19 protein-coding genes and 1 pseudogene are annotated in these 15148 nt (G+C 65.5%); 8 read left to right on the forward strand and 12 right to left on the reverse strand.

Translation table 11 applies throughout. The features are described 5' to 3' along the window. Positions 1-26: 26 nt before the first annotated feature. Positions 27-401 (forward strand): MerC domain-containing protein, encoded by a 375-nt coding sequence (locus R5H29_RS21970; protein ID WP_021204442.1) that lies wholly within the window; start codon positions 27-29, stop codon positions 399-401. 95 nt (positions 402-496) lie between these two features. Here R5H29_RS21970 and R5H29_RS21975 read toward each other — a convergent pair whose 3' ends face one another. Beyond that, on the reverse strand, positions 497-781 hold the full coding sequence (locus R5H29_RS21975; protein ID WP_111098371.1) for a metal/formaldehyde-sensitive transcriptional repressor: 285 nt from the start codon (positions 779-781) through the stop codon (positions 497-499). Positions 782-829: 48 nt separating this feature from the next. Here R5H29_RS21975 and dmeF point away from each other — a divergent pair, with 48 nt between their 5' ends. Continuing rightward, a complete protein-coding gene (gene dmeF / locus R5H29_RS21980; RefSeq protein WP_188250002.1) occupies positions 830-1804 on the forward strand; it encodes a CDF family Co(II)/Ni(II) efflux transporter DmeF in 975 nt (324 codons plus the stop codon). 87 nt (positions 1805-1891) lie between these two features. Here the strand turns inward: dmeF and R5H29_RS21985 are convergent, their stop codons facing one another. Further along, a complete protein-coding gene (locus tag R5H29_RS21985; RefSeq protein WP_332329843.1) occupies positions 1892-2176 on the reverse strand; it encodes a hypothetical protein in 285 nt (94 codons plus the stop codon). Between the two features lie 90 nt (positions 2177-2266). On the opposite strand from R5H29_RS21985, the gene R5H29_RS21990 reads away from it, so the two are divergent. The 3 genes from R5H29_RS21990 (at position 2267) to R5H29_RS22000 (ending at position 4513) form a co-directional block, all read left to right on the forward strand. Then, positions 2267-2683, forward strand: coding sequence for a hypothetical protein (locus R5H29_RS21990; protein ID WP_188239856.1), 417 nt, complete (start codon positions 2267-2269; stop codon positions 2681-2683). Between the two features lie 127 nt (positions 2684-2810). Continuing rightward, positions 2811-3485: a hypothetical protein gene (locus tag R5H29_RS21995; RefSeq protein WP_143994735.1), complete on the forward strand. Its 675-nt coding sequence runs from the start codon at positions 2811-2813 to the stop codon at positions 3483-3485. A gap of 185 nt (positions 3486-3670) precedes the next feature. Continuing rightward, complete coding sequence (locus R5H29_RS22000) at positions 3671-4513, forward strand: class I SAM-dependent methyltransferase (protein ID WP_407073567.1); 843 nt, start codon at positions 3671-3673, stop codon at positions 4511-4513. A gap of 3 nt (positions 4514-4516) precedes the next feature. On the opposite strand, the gene R5H29_RS22005 is transcribed toward R5H29_RS22000, so the two are convergent. Both R5H29_RS22005 and R5H29_RS22010 read right to left on the reverse strand, forming a co-directional pair. Further along, entirely contained in the window at positions 4517-5485 is a 969-nt protein-coding gene (locus R5H29_RS22005; protein WP_332329845.1) for a polysaccharide deacetylase family protein, read from the reverse strand. 70 nt (positions 5486-5555) lie between these two features. After that, positions 5556-6215 (reverse strand): hypothetical protein, encoded by a 660-nt coding sequence (locus R5H29_RS22010; protein ID WP_180832595.1) that lies wholly within the window; start codon positions 6213-6215, stop codon positions 5556-5558. 133 nt (positions 6216-6348) lie between these two features. Between R5H29_RS22010 and R5H29_RS22015 the strand changes: the two are divergent. Beyond that, a pseudogene (locus tag R5H29_RS22015) lies at positions 6349-7028 on the forward strand (hypothetical protein). Positions 7029-7118: 90 nt separating this feature from the next. On the opposite strand, the gene R5H29_RS22020 reads toward R5H29_RS22015, so the two are convergent. Then, positions 7119-7292: a hypothetical protein gene (locus tag R5H29_RS22020; protein WP_332329846.1), complete on the reverse strand. Its 174-nt coding sequence runs from the start codon at positions 7290-7292 to the stop codon at positions 7119-7121. A 9-nt stretch (positions 7293-7301) separates the two neighbouring features. Then, complete coding sequence (locus tag R5H29_RS22025) at positions 7302-8114, reverse strand: alpha/beta hydrolase (protein ID WP_308305878.1); 813 nt, start codon at positions 8112-8114, stop codon at positions 7302-7304. A gap of 226 nt (positions 8115-8340) precedes the next feature. Between R5H29_RS22025 and R5H29_RS22030 the strand changes: the two genes are divergently transcribed. Continuing rightward, entirely contained in the window at positions 8341-8820 is a 480-nt protein-coding gene (locus tag R5H29_RS22030) for a nuclear transport factor 2 family protein (RefSeq protein WP_019660875.1), read from the forward strand. Positions 8821-8895: 75 nt separating this feature from the next. Next, entirely contained in the window at positions 8896-9312 is a 417-nt protein-coding gene (locus tag R5H29_RS22035) for an XVIPCD domain-containing protein (RefSeq protein WP_332329847.1), read from the forward strand. Between the two features lie 63 nt (positions 9313-9375). On the opposite strand, the gene R5H29_RS22040 is transcribed toward R5H29_RS22035, so the two are convergent. From R5H29_RS22040 to R5H29_RS22065, 6 genes are all read right to left on the reverse strand, one after another. Further along, positions 9376-10440, reverse strand: coding sequence for an XVIPCD domain-containing protein (locus tag R5H29_RS22040; protein ID WP_332329848.1), 1065 nt, complete (start codon positions 10438-10440; stop codon positions 9376-9378). A gap of 40 nt (positions 10441-10480) precedes the next feature. Further along, positions 10481-11056, reverse strand: a complete 576-nt coding sequence (locus tag R5H29_RS22045) for a hypothetical protein (RefSeq protein WP_332329849.1) — start codon at positions 11054-11056, stop codon at positions 10481-10483. Between the two features lie 143 nt (positions 11057-11199). Further along, positions 11200-12348: a YncE family protein gene (locus R5H29_RS22050; protein WP_332329850.1), complete on the reverse strand. Its 1149-nt coding sequence runs from the start codon at positions 12346-12348 to the stop codon at positions 11200-11202. Positions 12349-12533: 185 nt separating this feature from the next. Further along, positions 12534-13367, reverse strand: coding sequence for an XVIPCD domain-containing protein (locus tag R5H29_RS22055; RefSeq protein ID WP_332329851.1), 834 nt, complete (start codon positions 13365-13367; stop codon positions 12534-12536). A gap of 180 nt (positions 13368-13547) precedes the next feature. Then, entirely contained in the window at positions 13548-14183 is a 636-nt protein-coding gene (locus R5H29_RS22060) for a hypothetical protein (RefSeq protein ID WP_332329852.1), read from the reverse strand. After that, the gene (locus R5H29_RS22065; RefSeq protein WP_332329853.1) at positions 14180-15106 is read right to left on the reverse strand and encodes an XVIPCD domain-containing protein; all 927 of its coding nucleotides are present in this window, start codon (positions 15104-15106) and stop codon (positions 14180-14182) included. The genes R5H29_RS22060 and R5H29_RS22065 overlap by 4 nt, the downstream gene beginning before the upstream one ends. Positions 15107-15148 lie beyond the last annotated feature (42 nt).

Genomic DNA, 15148 nt, shown 5'->3' on the forward strand with positions numbered 1-15148 from the left:
ATCTGTCGCGCAAGGAGCCTCCCCCGATGAAGTCGCCGTCTGCCGCCCTGCTCGATGCCGGCGCTGTCGCCCTGTCCAGCCTGTGCCTGCTGCACTGCCTGGCGCTGCCGCTGCTGGCCGCCGCGTTGCCGCTGTTCGGCGCGTGGGCCGAGGCGGAATGGGTGCACTTGCTGTTCGTGGCCATCGCCCTGCCGCTGACCGGCTACGCGCTGTGGCGGGCCGAGCGTCGCCGTCGCCTCCCCGTGCTGGCCTGGGCCACCGCCGGCGCCGGGCTCGGCCTGCTGCTGGCCGGCGCGCTTGCGCTGCCCTCGCACGACTGGGAAACACCGATGACGGTCACCGGCAGCCTGCTGCTGGCCGCCACGCACATCTGGAACGCGCGGCACCGCCACGGGGGGTAGAGTCGACTGTTAGTCGACTATCGCGCGAAGCGCGGGGTCTTTCGTTGGTTGTACGAAGAGCAGTCGACTGACAGTCGACTCTACCGCCCCTCGGCCTATTTGCCGTAGCGGCGCAGCAGCTCGACCAGCACCTCGGCCTCGGCCGCCCGCTGCTGCGGGTCTTCGGCGCCCACCACGTGCTCCTGCAGGTGCTCGTGCAGCAGCTCCATCAGCAGGCTGTGGGCGGCACCGCGCACGGCGGCGACCTGCACCAGCACGTCCGCGCAGTCGCCGGCTTTACCCTCGGGCTGGTCCAGCGCCTGCTCCAACGCCGCCACCTGGCCCGCGATGCGGCGCACCCGGGTCAGCAGCTGCTTACGATTTTTGTGTACGTGCGCCATGGCGGGATCATATACCCTATGGGGGTATCCACTCCAGCTCCCGCCCCCATGCACTTGGACGCCCTCGCCGCCGCCCGTCGCCACGAACACCGCTTCGACGACGGCAACCCGCTGGCCGAACGCAATACCCGCCGCGCCCTGTGGCTCACCGTCAGCATGATGGTCGTGGAGATCGTCGGCGGCTGGTGGTTCAACTCCATGGCCGTGCTCGCCGACGGCTGGCACATGAGTTCGCATGCGCTGGCGCTCGGGCTCTCGGTGTTTGCGTACCGCTGCGCACGCCGCTACGCGCATGACCCGCGCTTCGCCTTCGGCACCTGGAAGATCGAGATTCTGGCCGGCTATACCAGCGCCATCGCTCTGCTCGGCGTGGCCGCGCTGATGGCCGTGCAGTCGCTGGAGCGGCTGTGGGTACCGGCGCCGATCCACTACAACGAAGCCATCGCCATCGCTGCGGTAGGCCTGGGCGTGAACCTGCTCTGTGCATGGTGGCTGCACGACAGCCCGGGCCACGCGCATCACCACCACGGGCATGACCATGGCCATCATCACGGGCATGACCACGAACACCACGATCACGGCCATGCGCACAGTCACGACCTCAACCTGCGCTCGGCCTATGTGCACGTGCTGGCCGACGCCGCCACCTCGGTGCTGGCCATCATCGCCCTGCTCGGCGGCAAGCTGCTGGGCCTGACCTGGCTGGACCCGGTGATGGGCCTGGTCGGCGCCGTGCTGGTCACGGTGTGGGCGGTGGGCCTGCTGCGCGACAGCGGCCGCATCCTGCTCGACGCGCAGATGGACGCTCCGGTGGTGGCCGAAGTACGCGAAGTGATCGAACAGGGCCCGTGGCCGGCGCGCCTGGCCGACCTGCACGTCTGGCAGGTGGGTCGCGGCAAGTACGCGGTCAGCGCCAGCGTGGTCACCAGCGACGCCACGCTGGATGCCGATACCCTGCGCAACGCGCTGGCGATCCATGAAGAGCTGGTGCACGTAACGGTGGAGATCCACCGCAGCGCATGATCCACGCGGGTAGTGCCGGCCGCTGGCCGGCAACCTCATGGGCTCCGGAAACAATCCGGTGTTGCCGGCCAGCGGCCGGCACTACCGCTAGAGCTTCAGCATCATCCGCAGCAGGTACATCAGCAGCGGCAGCGCGCTCAGCACCGCACCGCTGATGCCGATCCATGGCCAGCGCTCACCGCGCACGCGCGAGGCTACGGCCAGGCCGCCGCCCACCAGTGCCGCACCCAGCACGCCCACGCCCAGCCCTGCGGCCATGCCATTGCCACCCGCAGCGACCGCCGCCTGTGCCGCTACGGTGCCTGCCCCCCAATCCACTGCAATACCCACCCAACTGGCCATGCCGCACCACGGTGCCTTGCCCTGCGCCATCCGAAAACCCCTGTGTCCTTGCCGAATTTCTGTACGGGCCACGCCCGCGTGCTGCCTACACTAGCCGCACCTGCACTGTAGGGACATCCCATGCGAGCGCTCCGCCTGCTGCTGCCCGGTGCCCTCCTGCTGCTCACTGCCTGCGGCGACGATGCGCGGCGTCCCTTCTCCGCCGACCCATTGCAGGGCTGCTTCGCCACCGGCGCGCGCAAACCGGCCGATTTCCGCATCGACAAGGAAGGCGGCCAGTACTTCGTCTCCTTCAGCCGCGGCGACCAGTGGCAGCGCGAGCCCAATGCCCTGCACAAGGCCACCCGCAGCGAGATCAGCCGCTACTTCCGCGATGACGCCGAGCAGATCGACAGCGCGTTGATCCGCATGGCCGGTGGCTTCGGCATCTTCCACTTCAACAAGGACGCGACATTGAAGGGCAAGGCCAGTGATAGTGACTACATGGCGCTGATGCTGATCGGTGCTGGGCCGGTGTATGCGGTGAAGTGCGATTGAGCGATGGATCAACATTCAAACTAGTAAGAAAAGTTTGAAATCTGGTCAATTACGGTGCGGGTCACAATCTGAAAACTGAACATTGTTGAGCCTAGTGTCTCCGCAACCGTAGAACGGAGACGCGCAGATGAGTAATCGCACACTGATCCTGTGTCTGGCAATCGCCACGGCCTCGCCTGCATTCGCAGGAACACCATTGAGTGTCGACAGAACGGAGCTCAGCGCCAAAGGAGAGATCATCATTGTTCGCCGTACAACTTGGCCAGACTTCGATGGGGGACAGATTCAAGTTGATCAGCATCTGAAGCCTGATGGATTTGGAAGACTGATCTATCGATACAGCGACCAGTCGGAGGCGACCAAGCTCTATCACCAAGCTTTCTGCCTTTCCATGGATATGGAACCATCTCAAGGGGAAGGGACGATTGAAGGGCCGGCAGCAGGCTGGGTATGCACTCGCGAAAACACCCCTGGAAATCCAACCTCAAAATTGAATTCGAAGAGTATTGACTGGGTTACGGCAACTGCGCCGAATGGACGTGTTCCTGTGGGCGTCTCCTATTACTCAATAGGCCAGATGAACGCAGAGAGCTCCGTCGCGGGAGCCCGAACAGCCAAGATCGGCATTGACAACGGCAGATGCTACTTTAGCGATACACGTCATTATTCATCCCCCTTCTATCTCAGCGAGGGAATTGGCGTCATTTGCACCGTAATGGAGTCGCGATTCGTGAGCACCTCGCTGGACGTGTGCATACCAAGGCAATGCGCTTCCAATCGCGGAACTCAGTTCGCCCAGTAGGCAACTGATTTTAGGCGGCCTTCAGCCTTTCACTGAAGGCCGCGTCGCGGCACCCCGTCATACTGATTAGCTGCACATGCCCCATAGACCGTTGTTTTCAACGACCATGGTAATAAATCACTCTTTCAACCCATCATGCGCCCTGCGGTACCATGCCCTCCCCCGAAACCGCCCCGGTACCCGCCGTGCCCCATTACACCGGCCCCCTGCTGACCCGCGACAGCGCTGACACCCTGCGCCGTGCCCATGACAAGGGCGCTGCCGAATGGCAGGGCTCGCTCGACCTCGGCCGCAGCCAGGACAGCGTGGTGCTGGATGCCGACGGCTTCCACTTCCGGGGCCAGCCCTACCCGTGGCCGGGCAAGCTGAAGGACCGCACGCTGTACTACTGGGATGGCGAGGACTTCGCGCCGATCTCGCGCTACAGCGGCTCGCTGATCAAGCTGGTGCCGACCGAATGGGGCGCACCAACCTTCGAGATCGACGGCATCAAGATGCTGCCGACCTCCAAGCTGTCACCGTTCGAGGACGCGCGCCGCAAGGTCGAGCTGGTCGCCCCGGCCGGCAAGGTCATCCTCGATACCTGTGGTGGCCTGGGCTATTTCGCCGCCTGCGCGCTGGAGGCCGGTGTCGGCCAGATCCGCTCGTTCGAGAAGAATGCCGACGTGATGTGGCTGCGCACGCTCAACCCGTGGTCACCGGATCCAGACTCGGCTGCCGCCGGTGGCCGCCTGCAGTTCAGCCACGGTGACGTCTCGCAGCAGATCGAACAGGTGGCCAGCAACAGTGTCGATGCGATCCTGCACGACCCACCGCGCTTCGGCATCGCCGGCGAGCTGTACTCCCAGGTGTTCTATGACCACCTCGCCCGCGTCATCCGCAAGGGCGGCCGCCTGTTCCATTACACCGGCGCGCCGAACAAGCTGACCAGCGGCCGCGACGTGCCGCGTGAAGTGGCCAAGCGCCTGGAAAAGGCGGGTTTCAAGGCCGAACTGGCGCTGGACGGCGTGCTGGCCGTCAAGCGCTGAGCGTCACTCCGAGTCGACCTTGGCCAGCTTCATCACCCACGCCGGCACCTCGGGTTCGCCGGCGTAGAAGTCCTTCGGCTTGTTCTGCGCCATCGCCCAGCGGTGCAGCCAGCTCGGGCCATAGCGGCCGTTGTAGCCCTCGGCACCCCGCGCGTAGGCCGGGTCACGCATCGCCTCGTCCAATGAAATGAAGCGATAGCCGCGACGCTTCGTGGCCGCGACCAGTTCGGCAAAGGTCGCCGCGTTGAGCTCATTGGCGTGCATCAGCCACACCTGCGGCAGCGCGTACCCAAGTAGCGCCTGCGACTGCTTCTCGTAATAGTCCAGCTTGTTCAGCATGTACGGCACGTAGCCCTTGCGCAGCTGCGCCAGCGTCGCCGCGCGCGCGGGCGAATCCGCCTGCTCGTTCATCACGTTGGCATAGGCGAACGCCCACACCCACTCGCCGTTGTCCACCGTCACCGGCGCCACGCGGTACCCAAGCTGCTTGAAGAACACGTCCATTTCCGCGCGGTCTTCCGGCGTGCGCCCCGCACGCAGATAGGGGTGACGCATCCACTGCGGCTTCAGCCCGCGCTCGGCCAGCAACGGCCGCAGCACCGTCTCGCCACGCAGGAAATCCCGCTGGAACGCAGGCACGCCCTTGGCGTTCAGGTCCATGTGCGAGTAGGTGTGGTTGCCCAGCATGTAGCCGGCGTCCAGCCAGTCACGCAGCATCTGCACCCGCGCCGGCTGCACCTGCCCGTCGATCTCAAGCTTGTTCTCGTTGACGAAGCCGACCACCGGCACGCCTGCCTCGCGCAGCTGGTCCATCAGCGCTTCATGCCGCGCCTGCAGGTCCGGCGGAACGATCTCATCCACCCGCGCCCAGGGCAGGTCGTCGATGGTCACCGCAATCCGGCGATCTACTTCAGCGGCGTGTACCGCCAACGAACAGAGCAGTAGCGGTACAGCGCGAAGCAACCAACGCATCAGCACTTCCTTGCAGGGGCGAAGTACGGACTTTAGCGTGATTGAGAACGCCTGGTCGGGCATGCAGCTGCTATGGGCTGGGCGACTGCACCTCCCGCTCGCGCACGATCGCCCGCCACAACATGAATCCTGCAGCCATCGCCATCAGCATCACTGCGACCAGCACCAGGGCCAGATCATCGGGATTGCGCAGCAGCGGGGCATGCTCGTGGGTGAGGATCTCGAACACCACCTCCTGCGCCTGTGCCAGCGGCAAACTGCCCTGTTCCCCCAGTTCCATCAGGCAGGTTGTCGGCGCCAGCTTGGCCACACTGGTCCATGCCATGTCGTACAGATGCAATGCCCGCACCGCCAGCACCAGTACCGCGCCATGCAGCATCATCAAGACCCGGTTGGCCCGCCGCAGCCGTCCGGACAACCGCCCCAGCCGATAGACGCTGATCGACATCGCGCCCAGCAGCGCCAGCACCACGCCCGCCATCGGAATCCACTGCAACGGTTGCCACGGTGCAAGCGCAGTGGATCGCGCCAGCAGCTGTTCGGCCACCTGTATGCGTGCGGCCGCGTCGGGCCCACCGCATGCGTCATCCACCGGCTCCAGCAGCAGTCCCACACGGTAGTGGAAGAAGCCGGCTGCAAGGCCTACCGCCAGCAACGCCACCACCTGCAGGGCCAGCAGGATCGGGCCGGGACCACAGATGCGACAGAAGCGGGCAGCGGCAGAGACCATCGGTTCATCCATGACAACAAAGAAACATCCTAACCAAGCATCCTGTGCCTGTCGGCTGGCGTATACGACAACCACCGCGTGGTCCCGGTAGGATGTAGACGAGCATGGATGGTCGTATGTAGAGGTGTTGTGGATGGTCACGCTGTATCTGTGGGTGCGAACCCTGCTCCCGCTGCTGGCGTTCGTGATCGCGTGGATGCTGCTCTCGCGCCTGATCCAGGCCCGCGTGGCGCGCCTTCCGCGCGTTCCCTTGAACCTGCCTGAGCACAGCAGCAGCCCGCGCAGGAAGGACCGGCGCATTTACGCGCGCAAGCTGCGGCGCAAACCGGGGCTGCGCAACGCGACTCGACCGGCCACCGCGCCGCGCAGCTGGATCCTGGCGGCGGTATTCGTTTCGCTGTGCGTATTGATCGCCGCCGTGCTGGCCGTACCAGATGGCGCGCGCTTCCAGGTCATGGTCGAGAGCCTCACCGGCTACCCAGCCACGATTGCTGAAATACATGTTCCCGCTGCCGGGCAGCCCTCGTGCTGCAGGCGTGGCAGCCCGCACTGGCGCAGCTGTCACGGCCGGTAACAATGCGCTACCCGATCGGGCGCACCGGCGGCCAGCAGGACGCGCGTGCCACGCTACCGGTACAGGTGAGACATCAGGGTGATCGGCTGCAGGTGGCTACGGCCATGTCGGTGGATGCCGAGCTGCTGCGTGCAGAGCTTGCGCGCTTGGCGGGGCTGCCGGCTGAGGCCGTCACGGTTCGACAGAACAAGATCGCGCCTTGGCTGGAACCCGGCTGGAAGCCGCTGGCCAAGCTGTAGAGCCGAGCCCACGCTCGGCTGCTCTTGCAGTAGATCCACGCATGCGTGGATGGATGCAGAGCGGAGTCGAGCATGGCTCAATTCTACAGATCACAGTCTGCGCGGCAGCTTGGCGGCCCACATGTTGTCCACCAGATTCGGATAGCGCCGCCCATTCTCTTCCGCCCGCTGCCGCGCCGCCTCCTTCTGTGCAGGCGACAGCGGCTGCGAGGTCTGGCCCTTGGGGTTGGGCTTCTTCCACGGTGGCATCTTCGGTTCGCGCATGGCCGCAGCTTACCGCTTCAGGAAGTTCAGCAGGGCAAGATTGAAGTGGTCGGCATGGCTGGTATTGCAGCCGTGCGGCGCGCCTTCAAGGATCACCACTTCGCTGCCCGCAATGGCCCGGTGCGTGCGCTGGCCAGAGCCTTCAAACGGAACGATGGCATCGCTGTCACCGTGCAGGATCAGGGTGGGCACTGTGATCTTCTTCAGATCATCGCGGAAATCCGTGGTGGCAAACGCTTTCATGCAGCCCAGCGCTGCCGTCTGGTCGGACTGATGACACAGCGCGATCGCCGCCTGGCGCGCTTCCTCGGTGACCATCAGCTTGCCGTTGGCGCTGAAGAAATCGCGGGTGAAGCCGTCGAAGAACGCTTCGCGATCCTTCTCCAGACCACTGTGCATTTCATCAGCCTTGTCCTGGGTCAGCGGGCCGTCCGGGTTGTCATCACTGCGCAGCAGGTACGGCGGCACGGCGGCAGCAAACACCACGCTGTGCAGGCGCTCCTGCCCGTGGTTGGCCACATAGCGCGCCACCTCACCGCCGCCCATCGAGAAGCCGACCAGGGTGACGTCGCGCAGGTCACGTTCCTCGATCAACCCCGCCAGGTCCGCCGCCAGCGTGTCGTAGTCATAACCTTCGGCCGGCTTGTCGGAGCGGCCGAAGCCGCGCCGGTCGTAGCTGATCACCCGGTGTTGAGCGTCGCGCAGAATCGTCACCTGCGTCCTCCAGGCATCGGCGGACAGCGGCCAGCCGTGGATCAGGATGACCGGGCGGCCGTGGCCCCCTGTGTCTTCAACGTGCAGGCGGATGCGGGAAGCAGGCATGGGCGCTCCTGTGGAAAGGGAGGCGTTCAGGCTAGTGGCCGTGCCCTGTGGCGGCCGTGAGGGAATCCCGGCCGCTCATGACATCGCCTGCACAGCCACGGCCCCGACGCTGGCGCCGGGCCGCCAATGCGGGCGTTCACTCCGTGGAACGGCCGTTTCGTCGGACGCCGGCTGCAGTGGCCCAAACGCCATGCGAGCCTGCGTGAACCCTCCCTGGAGCCTCACCATGCTGCTGCCCACCCTGCCCTTGCTGGCCGCCGGCCTCGTTGCCGCGCCAGCGCCCGCCGACTCCCTGCGCGAGCAGATCCGCCAGGCCGACACCCAGCTGTTCGCCGCCGCCTTCGAGGCCTGCAATGCCGACAGGGCCGCCGCGATGACGACCGACGACATGGAGTTCTTCCATGACAAGGACGGCAAGTCGGCCAGCAGCCGCGAGGACTTCCGTCGCAGCGTGGCCACCCTGTGCAGCAGCGCGCGCAAGGGTGGCTGGCAGCTGCGCCGCGAGCTGGTGGAATCTTCGCTGCAGGTCTTCCCGCTGCACGATGAGCGGGCGCTCGAAATCGGCAACCACCGCTTCCATGAACGCGGCAAGGATGGCGTGGAACGCTGGACCGGCCAGGCCCGCTTCATCCAGGTCTGGCGCCGCGTGGACGGGCGCTGGTTGGCCGAACGGGTGATCAGCTACGACCATCGGCCGGCGGACTGACCTTTCCGGCGCCCTTCACCGGCCGGATCTATACTGGCGGGGTTCACCCCGACCCACCGCTACCGTTCGATCGCCATGGCAGAACTCACCCCCAACCACCCCGACTACGGCCTCAACCAGCAGATCCGTCAGGGCGTGGCCGCACTGGACGCCCAGCATGGCCGTGCGTTCGACCAGACCAGCGAGCGCCTGACCGCCAGCCTGACCGTGCTGGCCCGCGAGCAGGGCCTGCAGCAGGTCGACCATGTGCTGGTCAGCAACGCCACGGCCCAGCACCCGGCCGGGCACAACGTCTTCGTGGTGCAGGGCGACCCGGCCAATCCGGCACACCTGCGCGCGATGATGCCGACCGCGGTGGCGGCGCAGACGCCGGTGGAGCAGTCGATGCAGAAGCTGGGGTTGGCCCCGCAGCAGCCGGCCGTGGGGTTAGTGCCCGAACAGCAGGCCCGTGAGCAGGAGCAGCAGCAGAACCCGGCACACCGCCTGGGCTGAGCCGCCTCCAGCGTTACTGGCGGCCCACCGCGAGTACGGCGGCTCGCCGTGGCGCTTGCTGCGCTAGGCCATGCGCGGACCGGACTGCTCCTGCACCTGGCGCTGCTGCAGCTCAGCCTGCGTGCGCACCTGTGCAGACTGCGACAGCTGCTCGGCACGCTCGAACGAAGTTTCTGCCGGTGTCTGCGCAGCCACCGCTGTTGGCATGCTGGCGCGCAGCTGTGCCGGATCGTTGCGCTCGCCCTGCACGATGAAGATGTTCTGCGCAGCGTCGGGCTGCGCGGTGCGATCGCTCAACAGCACATGGTCAACCTGGGTCAGGCCATTGGCTTTGGCCAGCGCGTACAGGCTGGCACTGATGTTCTCGCTGGTGGCATCGAAGTCGCGGCCCCGCTCTGCATCGAGCCGGGCCACGCCCTGGTGGATCTGCGAGAGCAGCGGGTCGTTGCTGTGCCGGGCCAGAAGATCACCGCTTCGTTCGCCCATGCCCTCGGCATCACTCAGCATGTGTTGCTTGAGACTGCGCTCCGGCAGGGGATTGGTTTTCCTCTGGTTGAGCTCGCTGTCCGGAAACGGCGGATCAATGCTATCCACACCGTGGATGTTGCGCAGCGGTCGGAATGCGTCCTTGCCCGCCCCCTTGATGTCAAGAGGAATGCGAACATCCGGAAGAAGCTGGCCAGCGGGACCTCCCAACGCGTTCACGTCGATGCTGCTTTTCCGCTGGATGCCTGCGTGGTTCAAGGCTTCCCAGGTGAAGTCCACGCAGTTGTTGCGCACGTCCTTGTATTGAAGATCGAAGCCGTACTTATCCGGGTGCGCACCGAAGGCCTCAAGCTTTCTGTACTGTTGCTCGCTGATCTCGAGCGTGCGGCTGTAATGCGGGTTCCTGTACTCGACCGCATCGGTCTTCATGACCTCGCCCGGCCCGTTCATGCTTCCATGCTCCGTAGGCGCGAAGCCGAAACTCCGCGTGGTCTTGTCCGGCCCATGGAGCACGTAGAACATGTGTCCGGGCCCGGATGTCTGCGGAACCCCGTCCACAACTTTCTGTACACCTCTCTCGTCCACCAACGGCGTACCAGGTGCGGCAATGACGATTTCTACGGTGTAGCGCGGCTTATCCATAAGAAAAATCCTTCAGTTCCTTCCAGCAGTGGGATGACGTCTATTTTCCAGAGAGTGGGTCGGCATGAACCCGCAGCTGCGCCGGGTAATGCTGGAGCGCAGCGGTGGGCTGCACCGTGCGCACATCCAGGCGGTAGCGGGCACCCATTTCTATCGGCAGCGTGACGATGCTCAACCTGTATCGGCTGGCGTCCATCGATACCTGCTGCGCGTAACGCCAGTCTGCCGACTCATGCCATTCGGGGAGCGGCTCACCCAGATTGCGCGCCCGTGCCTGATAGACATCAGACGTTGCAACGTCCTGCCAGGCACCTGCGACCCAGCGCTGCAGGGACAGCTGAAAGGGAACATGAACATTGTCCATGTCAGGCTCACTGTCAGGCCCGGGTCCATGTCGCGGCACTTCAAGATCCAGAACATAGGGACGACCCGGATAGAAGTTGCGGGCATTCGTCTCGAACTCGAACCGCACCGCTTGGCCGGACCCGGCCACGTCGATCGGCTTGACCAGATCCAGCGGCTCCGGCGCATCCGGTACGCGGCTGCTACAGGCGCCGAGTGCGCCCGCCAGCGTGAAGATCAGGCCGGCGCGCAGCCAGCGGTGGATACCCAGCATGATTCAGATCCTTTGGCTCCCTGCCCTAGGGTTCAACCCTAGCGGGTTGGCGCTCGGCACTGCAACCCGGCAAAGAAGAAGGCAGGGCCTGCACCCTGCCTTCTTCATGCGGCACGCTGCCGGGCGAGCCCAGCGTCAGCGCATCACAGCTGGATGCGCGCCACGCTCTCGTCAGCGCCCTTGTCATCCTTCTCGCCGTTCTTGATGCTCACGAACAGCACGTTGTTCTTCGCATCCAGCGCCAGGCTGTTCGGGTGGGTCGGCACGGTGTAGGTGGCCACCTTCTGGTAGCTGTCACTGTTGTAGGCGGTCACCGTACCGGCTTCGCGGTTGGTCACGTACAGGCGCTTGCGCGGTGCATCCAGCAGAATGCCCAGCGGGCCGGCATCGGTCGGGATGCTGGCCAGCTCCTTGCCGGTGCTGCGGTCCAGCACCAGCACGCGCTGGCCCGGATGCTTGCTGACCAGGCCACTGCTCTTGGCCTGGTAGCCCCGCAGGAATTCCGAGCCCTGGTCGGTCACGAACAGGCGCTTGCCGGCCGGATCCAGCGCGATGTTCATCGGCTGCTCGGCGGCGATCCTGTGCTGCGCCACCACCTTGTTCGAATCGGTGCCCACCACCACCAGGTCGGCCAGCAGGTTGCTGGTGTAGACGCGCTTGTTGGCCGCATCCAGCGCCAGGCCCGGCGCCTTGGCATTGCCCAGGCCGTCGATGGTGTTGATCACCTTCAGCGTGGTGGTATCGATCACGAACAGCACGCTGCTCACGTCCGGCTGGCTGCTGTGGCCGGTCACGTACAGGCGGTTGGCCGCGCTGTCGACCACCAGCTCGCGCAGGTCGTGGGTGTAGGCGGCCTTGCCGTCCTTGCCGGTCTTCTTCTCCATCAACTGGATGGTGCCCACGGCCTTGTTCTGCGCGGTGTCGACCACGGTCACCGACAGGTCCACGGTGTTGCCCACGTACAGGCGGTTGTGGGCGTCGTCCAGCACCACGCCGAACGCCTTGCGCTCCAGCGGAATGCGGGTTTCCACGGCCAGCGTGGCCGGGTTCAGGCGCAGCACCTGGGCCGGGCCGGCGTCATCGCCGAAGCCGCCGGAGGAGGCCACGAACACGGCGTTCTGCTTCGGGCTGTAGGCCAGCTCGTACAGGCCCTTGGCCACGGCCTGGCGCTGCACAGCGGCGGTGGTAGCACTGGCAGCGGGTGCGTTGTCGGCGAACGCGGAGGGCGCGCCGAGGCTGAGCGAAACGGCAACGGCCAGGGCGGCCGAGCGGAAGAGAGGAGTACGGAACATGCGAGCGTCCTTGAATGGGCACGGGAGGGTGTCCTGGCTCGCTGGGCCGTACTGCGACGGCCCGCCCCGCATCTGTCTGCGCGGGTGGGCTGGCTGGGGTTGCGGGGGGAATGGTAGCAGGTGGGGGGCGTGGCGTGCGCCGGCGCGGGCATGGCCGACGCTCGACCTCGATGCTGCGCCCGCGGCTATGCCATCCGTGGACCGTGGCTCTGCTGAAGCTGCTGCTCCTCCTGCAGGCGCTGCGCGTCCCCCTGCCGCTGATTCTGCTGCAACTGCGCGACCCGATCGAACGAGGCCTCCACCGGTGCCTGCGCAGCCAACTCCGCCGGCATGCTGGCGCGCTGGTGTGCCGGGTCACTGCGGTCACCCTGCACGATGAACAGCTTCGGTGCGGTATCGCCGCGCTGCTCGCCCAGCACCACTTCGTCCACGCGCGAGAATTGCTGCTCCTTCGACAGCGCGAGCAGGCTGGCACTGACATTGCCGTTGCGCGCACCGAAAGCGCCGAGGTCGGCCACCTGCTGGTGGATCTGGTTGAGGCGGGCATGATCGTCGTGCGCCGGGTCTGCGGGCGTGCCGCTTGCCGCGAGCACGCTGTTGCCGCGCCACTGCTCGCCGTTCTCGGTGAACATCCACTCGCGGAACGTCTGCTTCGGCATCGGGTTCCACTGCACCTTGTCCAGCTCGCTGCCCTTCACCTGCTGCGGAATGGCATTGACGGCGCGGATGTTGTCCAGGACCCTGGTGGCGCCCTCGTAGTTGGTGAGCTCCCCGGCCAGCCCGACCGGGCGCAGCCCAGCGTGGTTCAGGGCACCCCATGCGAAATCGGTGCAGGCGTTGGAGAAGAAGTCGTAATCCATGTCGAAGCCGTGCTTCTTCGGGTCTGCCGAGAACTCGAGGATGCGGTCGTACTGCTCCTTGCTGATCTCGATCGTGCGCTCGAAGCGGGGCTTGTCGTAGACCCGCAGATCCGTGTCATCGACTTTGCCCAGCGAGGGATTCGCACGGTCGCTCCCCATCGTGAATCCCCTGCTCACGGGTACCGGGTCACTTGATCGCGTCAGCGAAAGAAACATGTGCCCAGCAAATGACGGATCCAACAATCTCTTCTGGCCCGCGTCGCCCACATCGACTCTCGGCGTGCCGGGTGCGGCGAGATGAATCGTGACCGTATAGCGCTCTGCTTCCTTGCTCATGTCTTACTTCCCTAGCGATTGATATCCAACAATAAGTTCGGCTTGGAGCCCTTCCAGCTGCGGGCGGTCCTCCATCAGGTCGACAGTCAACCGATACCGGCCCGGCTCCAGCCAACCGACCTGCGCGAACTGAAGCACCTGATACAGCATCTCATCCGAGTGCAAACCGGCCTCGATCAGTGCGTTGTCATCCAAGCTTGTATCAGCCAGATATCGCACAACCTCATCTTCTGGAATTCTCTGTGAGTCGCGCCCGTCAGGAGTGCTCTGCCATAGCTGTACAGGACCAAGTGCGCCGCCATCAATCCGCTCCAGGCGCAATCGCGTGGGTGGCTTTCCCAGTCTGATCTTCTCCCACGCGTCCAGCAACGAGCGCCCATCGGTATCCTGCAGCCGCAACCCGATGTTCAGGATCGGAATGGCCGGCTTCTGGGGCGCCGGCAAATCAAACGTGACCTCGGCAATCCGACCGGCCTTCTGCAACTGCACGGCCCGCGTGAGCGGCACAACCGTGCGGGCCTCGGCCTGTGCGCGCGTCAGCAGGGGCGGCGCAACCTCCGGCGCTGTTGACGCACGGCATGCCGCCAGCGCGCCCAGCACCGCCAGTACCACCAGCCCCCGCCGCAGTGGCCGCGTCATTGCTCCTTCAACCGCAGCGAATCGGCCACATCGGTCTTGGCCGCCACCTCAGTGGCGATGCTGGCGCGGCGGTGCCCTGGATCGTTGCGGTCGCCCTGCACGATGAAGATGCTTTCGGCGGCATGGCTGTTCTGGGTCGGTCGGCTGAGCAGCACGTGGTCCACGCGCGAGAGATTGTTCTGCTTGGCCAGCACCAGCAGGCTGGCACTGATGCGCTGGCTGGCCGCATCGAACGGGCGGCCATGCGCGGCATCCAGCTCGGCCACTTTCTGGATCAGCTGCGAGAACAGGCGATGGTCGGGATGCGAAGGGTCCAACAGCGTGCCGGCCACTTCAATCGGCGTCGGCGGCGGCTCATCGCTGGCGCGGTCGCCCTGGCGATGATGTTCGGCCTCGCGCTCGGGCATCGCGTGGTGGGTTTCGGCATTCAGATCGCTGCCCGGGAACGGCGCAGCAATGCACTGGATTTCCGGCAGGTTGAACAGCACCGCGAACTCGCCGAGGTTGCTGCCGCCATCCAGCGGCGCCGGCAGCGGATGCAGGCCCGCATAGTGCAGCGCAGCCCAGACAAAATCGCTGCAGCGGTTGATGGTGGCCGGGCGATCGACATCGAATTCGAACTCGGCCGGTTCCTCTGCGAAGTCGCGCAGGCAGCCGTAATGCTCCTCGGTGATTTCCAGGGTGCGGCTGTAGTACGGGTCCAGATGCTCGTCGGCATCATCGTGGCGCACCTGCGCGTACTGCACGCCGGAGCGGGCTTCGCCCGGCGCGTGGCACGGCGGGGCGAAGCCGTAGGTGTGGGCCTCGTCGCCCGCGGCCACCTGCAGGTACATATGGCCGCGCGGCGAGATGCCCCCACTTTTCAGCGGGGTGCCGGGCGCGGCCAGGTACAGCGTTGCGGTGTAGCGTGTTGCCTGCTCCATGCCTGTTCAGCCTTGATGGGTGCTGCGGTCCTGGGCGGATGA

It is taken from the genome of Stenotrophomonas sp. A3_2 (assembly GCF_036624925.1).
GTDB lineage: Bacteria > Pseudomonadota > Gammaproteobacteria > Xanthomonadales > Xanthomonadaceae > Stenotrophomonas > Stenotrophomonas hibiscicola.